Source organism: Polaribacter sp. (assembly GCF_024639685.1).
GTDB lineage: Bacteria > Bacteroidota > Bacteroidia > Flavobacteriales > Flavobacteriaceae > Polaribacter.
Genome location: NZ_JAHEHX010000004.1, coordinates 19,625 through 33,318, shown reverse-complemented (window position 1 = coordinate 33,318; position 13,694 = coordinate 19,625). Strand labels below are relative to the sequence as shown.

At 31.5% G+C, this 13,694-nt stretch carries 8 protein-coding genes; 5 read left to right on the top strand and 3 right to left on the bottom strand.

Annotated features, from left to right (window positions below):
* Positions 1–15 precede the first annotated feature (15 nt).
* The gene (gene infB / locus Q0L44_RS03860) at positions 16–2,823 is read left to right on the top strand and encodes a translation initiation factor IF-2 (RefSeq protein WP_296635533.1); all 2,808 of its coding nucleotides are present in this window, start codon (positions 16–18) and stop codon (positions 2,821–2,823) included.
* 64 nt (positions 2,824–2,887) lie between these two features.
* Here infB and Q0L44_RS03855 read toward each other — a convergent pair whose 3' ends face one another.
* Genes Q0L44_RS03855 through Q0L44_RS03845 form a run of 3 tightly spaced genes read right to left on the bottom strand, consistent with a single transcriptional unit; the run spans position 2,888 to position 9,146 of the window.
* Positions 2,888–3,292 carry a T9SS type B sorting domain-containing protein gene (locus tag Q0L44_RS03855; RefSeq protein WP_296635531.1) on the bottom strand — a complete coding sequence of 135 codons (405 nt, stop codon included), beginning with the start codon at positions 3,290–3,292 and terminating at the stop codon, positions 2,888–2,890.
* 3 nt (positions 3,293–3,295) lie between these two features.
* On the bottom strand, positions 3,296–3,451 hold the full coding sequence (locus Q0L44_RS03850) for a hypothetical protein (RefSeq protein ID WP_296635528.1): 156 nt from the start codon (positions 3,449–3,451) through the stop codon (positions 3,296–3,298).
* 4 nt (positions 3,452–3,455) lie between these two features.
* Entirely contained in the window at positions 3,456–9,146 is a 5,691-nt protein-coding gene (locus Q0L44_RS03845; RefSeq protein ID WP_296635525.1) for a T9SS type B sorting domain-containing protein, read from the bottom strand.
* Positions 9,147–9,392: 246 nt separating this feature from the next.
* Between Q0L44_RS03845 and Q0L44_RS03840 the strand changes: the two genes are divergently transcribed.
* The 4 genes from Q0L44_RS03840 (at position 9,393) to Q0L44_RS03825 (ending at position 13,640) form a co-directional block, all read left to right on the top strand.
* Complete coding sequence (locus Q0L44_RS03840; RefSeq protein WP_296635522.1) at positions 9,393–9,830, top strand: MarR family transcriptional regulator; 438 nt, start codon at positions 9,393–9,395, stop codon at positions 9,828–9,830.
* Positions 9,827–10,696: a pirin family protein gene (locus Q0L44_RS03835; protein WP_296635520.1), complete on the top strand. Its 870-nt coding sequence runs from the start codon at positions 9,827–9,829 to the stop codon at positions 10,694–10,696. Before Q0L44_RS03840 ends, Q0L44_RS03835 begins: the two co-directional genes overlap by 4 nt.
* Before the next feature lie 93 nt (positions 10,697–10,789).
* Entirely contained in the window at positions 10,790–11,497 is a 708-nt protein-coding gene (locus Q0L44_RS03830; RefSeq protein WP_296635516.1) for a pirin family protein, read from the top strand.
* A 118-nt stretch (positions 11,498–11,615) separates the two neighbouring features.
* Positions 11,616–13,640 carry an NADPH-dependent 2,4-dienoyl-CoA reductase gene (locus Q0L44_RS03825; protein ID WP_296635513.1) on the top strand — a complete coding sequence of 675 codons (2,025 nt, stop codon included), beginning with the start codon at positions 11,616–11,618 and terminating at the stop codon, positions 13,638–13,640.
* Positions 13,641–13,694 lie beyond the last annotated feature (54 nt).

Sequence of the window (13,694 nt, the reverse complement as noted above, 5' to 3'; positions counted from 1 at the left end):
AGTTAAAAGAATTATATGTCTGTAGGCAAAACAATGAGGCTTAATAAAGTTTTAAGAGAGTTAAATATTTCTCTTGATAGAGCTGTTGAATATTTAGCGAATAATGGTCATGATATAGAAGCAAGACCAACCACTAAAATATCATCTGATATCTATCAAGTATTACAAGATGGCTTTGAAACAGATGCAAATAAGAAAGCTGCATCTAAAGAAGTTGGCGAGGAAAAACGTAAAGAGAAAGAGGCAATTCGTTTGGAGCTTGAAGCTAAATTAGAGAAGAAAAAAGCAGAAGAGGATAAAAAAGAAGAAATTCTTAAAGCCAAAGCAGAAAAACTAGAGTTCAAAACAGTTGGTAAAATAGAAATAGAGACAGCCGGTAAAAAAAATATTGAAAAGGAAGAATCTTCAGTAGAAGAGCCTATTTCTGAAAAGCAATCCGAAAAGCCTGTTGAGAAAGAAATTATAGAACAACCCGAAGAGGTTAAAGAAGCTAAAGTTGCTAAATTAGAAAAGAAAGAAATAAAAAAGAAACCTATCTCTGAAATAGAGAAAGCTTCAAGACCTGTAAAACTTTCAGAAGTAAAGTCTGATGCTAATAAACCTGAGGATTCTTCTGAGGAGGTTACTGCTGAAAATGCAGAAGCAATAAAAACAGAGTACAAAAAGCTAAATGGGCCTAATTTTACTGGTAAAAAGATTGATTTAAAACAATTTGAAAAGCCTAAGAAAAAGAAGCCTGAAGTAAACAAAGCTGGTGCAGACGCCAAAAAGAAACGTAAAAGAATAAGTAAACCTGCAGGAGGAGGTGTTGGAAGACCAACAGGTAATATAGGCCCAGGAAATAGAAGTGCCGGAGCTAGAAACACAGGTTTTAAAGGTGGACGAGGAAACACAAGAACTCCTATTAAAAAAGAGGAACCAACTGAAGCAGAAATCCAAAAACAAGTAAGAGAAACCTTAGAAAAATTACAAGGAAAGTCTTCTAAAGGTAAAGGTGCTAAATACCGAAGAAATAAACGTGATGCAAGAAGAGAACAATCTGAAGCAGAATTAGAAGCACAAGAATTAGACAACAAAATCTTAAAGGTAACAGAATTTGTTACCGTTAGTGAGGTTGCAACAATGATGGATGTTCCAGTAACAAACATTATCTCTGCATGTATGTCTTTAGGGATGATGGTTACAATGAATCAACGTTTAGACGCTGAGACATTAGTTATTGTTGCTGAAGAATTTAATTACAAAGTAGAATTCGTTGGTGCAGAAGTAGAAGAATCTATAGAAGAGGTAGAAGATAAACCAGAAGATTTAGAAACTCGTGCTCCTATCATTACTGTAATGGGTCACGTAGATCATGGTAAAACATCTCTTTTAGATTATATTAGAAATGCAAATGTAATTGAAGGTGAAAGTGGAGGAATTACGCAACATATTGGAGCGTATTCTGTAAAGGTAGGAGATCAAAAAATTGCATTTTTAGATACACCTGGTCACGAAGCATTTACTGCCATGCGTGCCAGAGGTGCACAAGTAACCGATTTAGTAATTATTGTAGCAGCAGCAGATGATGATGTAATGCCACAAACAAAAGAAGCTATTTCTCATGCTCAAGCAGCTGGTGTGCCAATTATTTTTGCAATCAATAAGATTGATAAACCAAATGCAAACCCTGATAATGTAAAGACACAATTATCTAAAATGAATTTGTTGATTGAAGAATGGGGAGGAAATATCCAATCTCAAGATATATCTGCAAAAACAGGACAAGGAGTTGATGAACTTTTAGAAAAAGTATTATTAGAATCAGAGGTGTTAGAGTTAAAAGCAAATCCATCTAAAAATGCAGTTGGTACAGTTGTGGAAGCACAATTAGATAAAGGTAGAGGTTATGTAACCACAATTTTAGTTCAAGCAGGTACTTTAGAGGTTGGAGATTATATTTTAGCAGGTAAGCATAGTGGTAAGGTAAAAGCTATGTTTAATGATAAAGGTCAAAAATTAAAAAAGGCTGGACCTTCTACGCCAATTTCTATTTTAGGTTTAGACGGTGCCCCACAAGCAGGTGATAAGTTCTTAGTTTTTGATGACGAAAGAGAAGCAAAACAAATTGCAACAAAACGTTCTCAATTACAACGTGAACAATCTGTGAGAACACAGAAAACATTAACGTTAGACGAAATTGGAAGACGTATTGCTCTTGGAGATTTCAAGGAATTAAACATCATCTTAAAAGGAGATGTAGATGGTTCTGTAGAAGCGTTAACAAACTCTTTCCAAAAATTATCTACAGAAGAAATTCAAGTTAATATTTTACATAAAGGTGTTGGTGCCATTACAGAAAGCGATGTTTTACTAGCCACTGCTTCAGACGCAATTATTGTAGGGTTTAATGTAAGACCTCAAGGAAATGCAAGAGCTGTAGCTGATAGAGAAGAAGTAGATATTAGAACATACTCTATTATTTATGATGCAATTAATGACCTTAAAGATGCTATGGAAGGAATGTTATCTCCTGAAATGAAAGAAGAGGTTACTGGTAATGTAGAAATTAGAGAAGTTTATAAAATTTCTAAGGTGGGTAACATTGCAGGTTGTATGGTAATTTCTGGTAAAATCTTTAGAGATTCTCAGATTAGAATTATTAGAGATGGAATTGTTGTTCATGATGGTGTTTTAACTTCATTAAAACGTTTTAAAGACGATGTTAAAGAAGTAGCTAAAGGATATGATTGTGGTTTACAAATCAAAAACTATAATGACATTCAAGAGGGTGATGTTATAGAAGCATACAAAGAAGTAGCAGTTAAAAAGAAATTGAAATAATTGCTCACTAAATAAATTAAAAACACTAAAACATGATTTTGTTTTGGTGTTTTTTTATTTAATTTTAATCTCTAATTAAGCTAAAATTTCCAGATTCTTTAATTTCGTTATCGTCTTTATCTACTATTTTGGCTTTAAACCAAAAGTTATTAGCATTAAGATTTTTACCATTATAAGAACCATTCCAACCAAGAGTATCAAAATTTGTGATAGAATAAATTAATTTCCCAAATCTATCAAATATTTGTACATCTATCGATTTAAAAGATGTTTTATCTAAACCTTTTACATTCCAAAAGTCATTTTCTCCATCTCCATTTGGAGTAAAGTATTTTTTAAACCCAATTACAGATAAATTTATTTGTATAGATTGCTCACAAGTATTAGTATCTCTCGCATAAATGGTTTGCAGACCAGTATCAACACTCGAAAAGAAATAATTGTTTGCATTACCAAAAAAAATCAACATTGTTTAGAAAAAATTCATAGCACTATTACCTAAAACCTCTATTTTACCTTTATCGAAGTTTAAAGCGGCTCTATTACCAAAATACCAATAAATAGTTTCATTTTGAGCTGTAAAGCTTAAACTTAGACAAAGACATAAAAGAGTTAAATAGGTTTTCATAACCTTATTTTCTCAATAACGATAAGTTTCCTTTTTTGTTAATTGTTGGTTTTGTTGTGTCTGCAGGTACTAATGTTACATTGTACCAATAATCATCAGAAGGTAGTAATTTACCATTATATGTTCCATCCCAACCATTTTCATCAATAGGCACTTGTGCAACCAGATTGCCAAACCTATTAAAGATGTTAATGCTAGCATTAGTATAAAAAGTTCGATTGGCACCTTTTACAACCCAAGTATCGTTATTATTATCTCCATTTGGCGTAAAGAATTTTGGAAACTGAATTACAGACACTGGTAAAGTTGTGTCTTCTACACAACCATTTCTATCATTTACAATAACAGTATAAATTCCTCCTTCTAAATTCTCGAAAAGTGGTTCATCTTGAAAACCAATAAAAGGAATTCTAGTATTATCATCTGTATTAATGATTGCAAATTGATAATCACCAGGCCCTAAATCATTATTGATAACATCAATAGAAATGGATAAATTGTTGGTGCTTCCTAAACTATTTGACTCATCTACAATTGTCACAAAGCTCGATTCTAAAATTGCCCTATCAGATTCTTTTACTACAATTGTTCTTTCTCTACTACATCCACCAATAAAGTCATCATAAGCAGTTACAGTATATTTACCATCTTTATATACAAGTTGTTCAGAATCATAACCAATTTCAGCTCCAGTTTCGTCTTTCCATTTATAGTTATATTTCGCTGCAAAGTTTTCAGCTCTTAACTTAAGAGGTGTATCGTTTAAACAAATAATTTGTGGATCATCTAAATCTTTTTCTCCTAATACTGTAAAACTAGGTTTTGGTTTTATTTTTATAAAAAAAGATAAATCGTCATAAACACATTTTGTATTTTTATTTTCTACGCGTACAAATATTTCTTGATTAAAAGGAAAAGTTTTGTTCTGGTATTTAGTTCCATTTAAAGCTAAGCTAGGGTCTCCTGACTGTGCATCAACTAATTTTTTGTAAAAAGTAATATCAAAATTACTAAATTCTCCAGGTGGGTAATTAGCTAGAATTTCTGGAATTTTATTATTTAAGGTAATATCTCCGTTAATTCCGTTGTCATCTTCACCATCATCATCAGTTGTATTATCACAATCTGAATAATTAGTAATATTGTCAGGAATATTAGGTTCAGGATGCACTATAACTGTAAGAGTGGAATCATCAAAAATACAACCGGTATCATCATTCTTAACCCTTATGTATAAAATTTCTTCACTGCTTCCAGTTACTGGATTTATTGTTATTCTATTTCTATCAGAATCAAATCCGGTTTTATTAACTCCATTGGAGCTTAAGTCTTCTAAATCTGCTATGGATTTGTGATAGGTTACTGTAAAATCATTTTTAATTCTTCCGGTTAAAATTTCCTCATCTTTTATAGAAAGATCAATTTCTTGTTCTAAACCGTTTTTAAGATCACCATCATCTGTACCCATATCACAAACTTCTAAAGGAGGAATGATATCTATTAGAATTGTAGGTATAGGGTTTATGATTACATTAAAACTTGTATGAGGATTTACACAGCCATATTTATTTTCTATTCTCAAAAAAATAGGTTGTGTAACAATATCTCCTTGTGTAAAACCAGTAGGAACATCGTTTGTAAATTGCTCAGGATTGCTAATGTAATCATCACTAGTAATATCACCTGAAAAAGCAGCAGCTTCAGATTTATAAAATCTAAAAATGAAATCATTTTTATCTTGACCTGTTCCACTCATTGCGTCATCAATTCTTTGTTTTAAATTAATATTTGCATTACTTCCATTGGAAACATCAGCGTCGAAAGTACCTGTATCACACTCCATAATAGGTGGAAGAGTTTGATTGCTAGTTTCTGGTACATTATTTATTTGTAAATAAAATTCTCCTAATCCTTGACAGTCATTATTGACATTGCTTAAAATTTTATAATAAATAGGAAATTTAATTCCTTCTGGAATGTTAGTAATGTTTATTTTTGTGCTATCATTTCTAAAATTTGTTATATCGACCCTTTCTTCTTTCAGATCTTGAGTTCTATCTCTATTATTTTGATAGTAATAAATAGTACTTTTTTCTTTATCTAGAGTATTATCTATCTGATTTCTAACAAAATCTTCATTTAATTTAAAAAGAGTTTGTTTATCAAAGTCACTTTTATCTTCTCCAGTAAAATCATCACATTCAATTTCTAAAACCCCTAAAGTTTTATATTCAATACCTATTTCACCCACATTTATTTTTACTTCAGATAAAACTCCTGAACATCCAAATGGATTTGATATCACTTTTGCATAAACAGATTGAGTTGTGTTAACAATAACTGGATAAGAGGTTGGATCAGTTATTAGGTCAGTACCTGCTATATCTCTATAATATTCAAAAGTAACATTTGGAGTATCTGAAACACTATTATCAGCTAATGTAAGGTTAACAGTAGGATTTGGATTACCAGCTTCAATACAATGATATAATTCTGGATTGGCTTTTAGAATTGGTAATGGGTTTACAGTTAAAGTAACTGCATAAGAAATTTCTGTACACGCATTTCCAGTTCTGTTTAAAATAACCCTGTATTGATAATTATGATAACTTAAAGGTGTGTTAATTATTCTTAAATCTTTTGAATTGGAATTTTCATAAGCATCAGTCAAATCAGTATTATCAATAGTTTGCCAAGTAGAACCATCTGTAGAAACTTGCCATTGAAAGCTATCTGCAGTAGAATCTATAGTAATAAAATCTGTATCTAATTCACAGAAAACAGCATCTACAAAAGAGTTTACTACAATTGGAGCACTAATTATATAATCTGCATTAGGTGCTGTGTACCCAAACCCAACTGCATAATTTTCTACTAAACCATTAAAATCAACATCATTTGGAAGATCTCCTAGCACACCATCATTATTTGGATCTTCAAAACCAGCCTCAATAACGTCAAAACAATCATCTCCATCTGATTCTAAATCAGCAAAATCGAAAATAGCATCTTGATTAGCAGTTACTATAGAAGTCGCATCAGAGTTTCTTAAAGGGGTTGCTAAAACACCAGAATCTGCTGTGCTTTCAAGCGTGTCTAATAATCCATTAGCACCAACATTGGCTGAATTAGCATTATCTATAATTCCATCATTGTTGGCATCAGTAACTGTAAAACCAGATTCTACTAAGTCATAAATACCATCATTATCAGAATCTAAATCTAAGTGATTTGGCACTCTATCTCCATCTGTATCCAAATTACCTGAAGTAAATGTATCGAAAACATCATCCAATCCATCTAAATTATTATCTGTATTTAAAAGAGTAATATTTTGGTTTGCAACTTCAAAAAGATCTGGAACACCATCATTATCTGAATCTAAATCTAAAGCATCTTCAATTCCATCTCCATCAGAATCTATTCTAATATTGGTAAGTTTTAAATTACCATTAAAAACAGAATTTGTAACATTTGATGTTGCAATATGATAAAATAATATTTTGTCTACACCATTGGCTACAAATTTAAATGGTGTATTTCCATTTGGTGAAGGGTTGTATCTAAAACGAATTAGAGAACTAGAATAATTGTCTACATCTGCTTGAAATTGCCCGTCAAAATTAGTGTCTACTAATAAAATATTATCAGGATCGATTAAGGTAACATTCTTTGCTGCTGGTCCAATACCAATTTCATATTCTACACCTTCAATTGCAGTGTGTGGCTGATTTGCATCTTGTGTAAATTCAAAATTAAAGGTTTCTGTACTTTCTAATTCATAAATATTAGAGGCATTTGCACTGCTATTATCGTTAATAGTTGATATAAAAATACCATTGGTATTCCCTATAAAATTAACATCTCCATCACTTGTTTTATTACCTGTTAAAAAGTTAGTAATTAAATTGCCACTAGCATCTATAGTTGGGTTGGTTAGGTTTGTGAAATTAACAATACCATCACCTAAAGATTCATCAATATTTAAAATACCATCGTTATCTAAATCTATATCAACGTTGTCTATAATTAAATCATTGTCAAAATCATCAGGACAAATACTTACAGGAATTTCTACTGAATTAAAAGTAGCACCAGTACAATTAATTGTACCAATTAATCTGTATTTACCTGGTTCACTTTCTAATGGTTCGTAATCTGCAGTTGTACTTCTTTGCTCCCAAGTACTAGTAGTTTCATTAAAAAATTGCCATTCAAAGCTGTCAAACAAGTCTGTGTTTGCAGCTTGTAGTGTTACATTTGGAATACAGCTACCTAAGGTTGCTACAGTTGTATTGAAATTAATCTCAGGTGCTGATGGAAACCCAGAATAAAAAGCACCAGTTGTTGCAGCACCATTCTTGTTAAAATAAGCACAGTATAATTCTTGGTTACTTTCTACTTTTATATTTCCGCTTAAACCAGATACTTTATAAGTAACATAATTTGAGTTCCCTGTAACATTAATAGGGCCTTGAGGTGCAAAGGTAGAAATATCCATATCATTAATGGTAATAGTCGCCCCAGTATTTGTTACAATGGTAACGCCTCCAGTAAAGTTACTATCACCAATTCTATCGATACTTGCAATATTATTGACATCACCTTTATTTTCACAGCTTAATGGAGGAACAAAAAACAAACCTTGGTTTGCGTCAGGAAATTGATTGTTTTTCTCTGCAATACCTTGATAAACAAAAGTAGGTTTTGAGGTACTTATAAACATATTACCATTTACATAGTTGTTACCTTCAACTACAAAATACTCGCCAGCATCAATGGTAGTCGTAGACGAATTTCCATTTATCGATATTTCTGTATCATCTTCGTGTGCAATAATCAATGCATTTTCATTACTAACTATGCCACTTCCTCTTACTAAAATATATTCAGTTCCTATTTTATCAGCACCAACAATTTGGTCAATTCCATAATCTCTTCCATTTGAATTACCAAAACTTCCAGTGGCTGACCCAGAATTAACCACTATAGGTTTGTCACTTGAGATTAGACTTCCTATTAAATCTTTTGGGTCTGTACCACCAGTGGTACTTAAAGCTATTACATAGCTTTCTCCTTCATTTAAAATTATATCATTGGGAACACTTGAACTATTTGGTTGTGTAAACCCAGCAGGTAAGTTTGTAATATTAACAGTAGTATTATCTTCAGTAGCCATCAAAGAAGCAAAGGTTAAATGATTATCAACTGTACCTCCTTCTCTCACAAAACCTCCAACTCTAAAACTATTACCTAATGCTGAGCTACCTTTACTAACTAGTGCACCTGCATGATTTAAACTATTAGAAATTACTCTAATTGATACATATATAACATCACTTGCTTCAATAATGAATCCTTTATTTGTAATTATGCCACCAACATTGAAATTGGGAACATGTAATTGGCTATTGCTATTGAAGTCTTCAAAAGTACCTGCTGTATTTAATATTGATTGTCTAACTGGGCTTGTATTAGTCACAATGCCACTATAAGCAGAAATTTCAGGATTACCAACAGGAGTTATTTTATACGAAACATTATTCACATTAGGGGTAGAAATGTAAATATATTGCTGAACTATTTCGTCAGATGAAGTACTTGTCAATGGAGGAATAAAGTGTTTTTTGCTTAATTGGCTAAATGCTGAAGTAGCACACATTAAAAATACTAAAAACAATAATAATTTCTTCATTTAATGATTTTTAAATATCAGTTTCCAAATATATTTAAAAACTATGGAAACTAATTTATTTTAACACTCATAAATCTGCTGTTGTGTTTTTATTTAAATACATTGTAAATATATTCCTTGGAATATAAGTTTAAAATTTATATTTTTATCATATTAATTTAAATGATAATGATTATTTAAAAAAGTAGTATTTATTTAAACTATCAATTTAAAAAAATAACTTTCTAAAACGATAAAGAAAAAGCCATGGGAAATCTCTCAGATGACATACAATCAAAATTTAAAAATGATAGATTAAAAGCGTTAGTAAATATTAAATATACTGCCAATTGGTTAAATAGTAAGGAGACTGAATTTTTTAAGCCTTTTTGTATATCTCCTCAGCAGTTTAATATTTTAAGAATATTAAGAGGTGCAAATAAAAAAATGAAAGTTCAGATTGTGAAAGAAAGAATGGTAGAAAGAGCTCCTAACGCAACACGTTTAATGGATAAATTGTGTGAGAAAAAGTTTATAGAAAGAGAAAGGTCTACAAACGATAGAAGGGTGGTATATATAAAAATTACCACAGCTGGTTTACAGTTGTTAGAAGAAATTAACGAATCTGGATCTCTATCATTTTTAGATAAACTTACTAATGAAGAAGCAATACAATTGAATAATTTATTAGATAAAATACGATGAATATATTAAAAAGTATACAACATATAGCAAAAAGTCCTTTTGTTAATATGGGGCCTATTAAACTGCGCCAACCTTTACCAAATGCAGGTATCGAAAACGTAGATCCTTTCCTATTATTGCATCATTATGGGCCTTATGCAATCTCAGAATTTAACAATCCTTTTGATCTAGGTCCACATCCTCATAGAGGATTTGAACCAGTAACATTACTCTTTAAAGGGGAACAATTACATAGAGATTCTTTAGGTAATGATATGGTTGTAAAAGCTGGAGGAGTGCAATGGACAACCGCAGGAAGAGGAATTGTTCATGCAGAAGCACCTACAAAAGAATTTGTAAAACAAGGAGGAGATTTAGAGGGCATACAACTTTGGTTAAACCTTCCATCAAAACACAAACTGATGCCTCCAAATTATCAACACTTAGAAGCTGAGCAAATACCTATAGTGTATTCAGATGATAAAAAAGTAAAATTGAATGTAATTGCTGGGCAACAAGCTAATGAAAAGGGATTAATAACAACCCAAACTGAGGTGAATGTTTTTACGGCTAATGCTGAAAAAGATGGGGAAATTCAAATAAATCTACCTGATAATCACCAATCATTAATTTATCTTTTAGAGGGTGATGTTTTGATTAATAGTAAAGAAGTTCTCAAGAAAGGAGGTAATCAAATGATTGTTTTTAGTACAAATGGAAATTTAATATCGTTTAAGGCAAATGAAAACAGTACACTTTTAGTTCTTTCAGGAAAACCAATAAAAGAAAAAATAACACAATACGGCCCATATGTTATGAATACACAAACTGAGATTCTAGAAGCTATGCGTGATTATCAACAAGGTAAAATGGGATATTTATATTAATTATACCATTAAAATTCCTGTTTTAAATGATTACTAAATTTTCAAAAATTTACATCTATTAACCTCATAATTTTATAATCTAAAACCAACAAGATGAAAAAAACAGTTCATAAATCAGAAACAAGAGGATTTGCAAATCATGGTTGGTTAAAATCACATCATACGTTTAGTTTTGCGAGTTATCAAAATCCAGAGAGAATGAATTTTGGTATGCTAAGGGTTTTAAATGATGATATTGTTCAGCCTAAAATGGGTTTTGGGACACATCCTCATAAAAATATGGAGATTATTTCTATTCCTATAACAGGTGCTCTTTCTCATAAAGACAGTATGGAAAATAAACGTTCTATTGAGGTAAATGAGGTGCAAGTAATGAGTGCAGGAACTGGTGTCACACATTCTGAGTTTAATGATAGTAAAACTGAAGAAACAAATTTTTTACAAATTTGGATTATACCTAATAAGCAAGAAGTACCCCCTTATTATGACCAACACTTCTTTAATAGTAATGCATGTAAAAATAAATTTCAGACACTAGTATCTCCAAGAAGCAAAACAGTTAAAGGTTCCTTGCCAGTTTATCAGGATGCCTATATTTATAAAATAGATTTAGATAATAATTTTTCCATTCCCTATACCCTAAATAATGCTGCTTATTTCTTTTTGATAGAAGGAGAAGTTAGTATTGCAGATGAAAAACTAAATGCTAGAGATGCTTTAGGTATAGAGTATATCAAAGAAGTAACAATCAGTGCACATCAAAAAAGTAAACTATTAGTTATTGATGTACCTATGATTTAAATCTTTAAAATAAGAACTTTAAAAAGCCAAAGAATAGGATTCTTTGGCTTTCTAATTTCGTAAAATAAACATATATTGCAAAGTATTATGCATGCATAATAAATATAAATCTTTTACGATGAAGTATAAACATATTTTTGAGCCTTTAGACTTAGGTTTTACCACTTTGAAAAACAGGATTCTTATGGGGTCTATGCATACAGGTTTAGAGGAAGAAAAAAATGGAATAGAAAGGATTGCAACTTACTATGCAGAGAGAGCTAAAGGAGGAGTAGGTTTAATAGTTACAGGAGGAATTGCACCAAATATACAAGGCTGGACAGGTCCTTTTGCAGCAAGAATGTCTTCAAAAAAACACGCAATTCACCATCAGAAAATTACGAAAGCTGTTCATGCTGAGGGAGGCAAAATTTGCATGCAAATACTACATGCAGGGAGGTATGGGTACCACCCATTTAATGTTGCTCCGTCAAAAATAAAATCGCCTATAACACCTTTTACTCCATTTAAATTATGGGAATCTGGAATTAAAAGAACCATAAAAGATTTTGTAAACTCAGCCAAACTATCAAAATTAGCAGGTTATGATGGAATTGAAATTATGGGATCTGAAGGGTATTTAATCAACCAATTTATAGCAAAAAGAACCAATAAAAGAACAGATAGTTGGGGTGGTGATTATCAAAACAGAATGCGCTTACCAATTGAGCTGGTAAAGCAGACAAGAGAGGCTGTAGGTAGAAACTTTATTATTATTTACCGTCTTTCTATGTTAGATTTGGTAGAAGGAGGAAGTTCTTGGGAAGAAATTGTAAAATTAGGTAAAGCTATAGAAGCTGCTGGAGTTACAATTATAAATACAGGTATTGGTTGGCATGAATCTAGAATACCAACCATTGCAACTTCAGTGCCTAGAGCAGCTTTTACTTGGGTTACTAAAAAGATGAAAGAAGAAATTAAAATACCTTTAATTACTTCAAATAGAATTAACATGCCAGAAACTGCAGAAAAGGTTTTAGCAGAAGGTCATGCAGATATGGTTTCTATGGCTAGACCCTTCTTAGCAGACCCTGAATGGGTAAATAAAGCAAAAGCAGAGAAAAGTGACGAAATAAACACATGTATTGGATGTAATCAAGCTTGTTTAGATCACGTTTTTCAAAGAAAAGTAGCTAGTTGTTTGGTAAACCCAAGAGCTTGTCATGAAACAGAGTTAAATTATTTACCAACAAAAAGCAAAAAGAAAATTGCAGTAGTTGGAGCTGGACCTGCAGGCTTATCTGCTGCTACTATTGCTGCACAAAGAGGACATAATGTTACCTTGTTTGACGCTGCCTCTGAAACTGGAGGTCAATTTAATATGGCCAAACAGATTCCTGGTAAAGAAGAATTTTACGAAACGTTAAGGTATTTTAATAGGCAAATAGAGTTACATAATGTCAATTTAAAACTTGAAACAAAAGTATCTACACATGATTTAGTGAATTCAGATTTTGACGAAATTATAATAGCTACTGGTATTAAACCTAGAGAATTGAAGATTGATGGTAGCAATCATTCTAAAGTCCTAAGTTATATAGATGTTTTAAAGTATAAAAAGCCAGTAGGTAAACGTGTAGCAGTAATTGGTGCAGGAGGTATTGGTTTTGATGTTTCTGAATATCTTTCTCGTGAAGGAGAGTCTACAGCTGTAAATATAGATGCTTGGTTAAAAGAATGGGGTATAGACAAAACCTTAAAGGCAAGAAGTGGTATAGAAGATGTTACCCCATATTTTGAAGAATCTCCAAGAGAAATATTCATGTTTAAAAGAAGTAAAGGTAAATTTGGAGGAAACTTAGGTAAAACAACAGGCTGGATTCATAGGTCTGCCTTAAAAAAGAAAAAGGTTCAATTTATTGGAGAGGTTACTTATAATAAAATAGATGATGATGGTTTGCATTATATCCAAAATGAAGAACAAAAAGTTTTAAAGGTAGATAATGTTGTTATATGTGCTGGTCAAACTCCATTTAAAGATTTGTATCAACCACTTTTAGACTTAGGTAAAAATGTTCATGTGATAGGTGGTGCAGATTTTGCGAGTGAACTGGATGCAAAAAGAGCTATCAATCAAGGTGCAAGATTGGCGGCCAAACTTTAATTTTAAGTATATTTAGCATGTTTTTTAGAAGTAATTTCATTTAAAGCTATATAA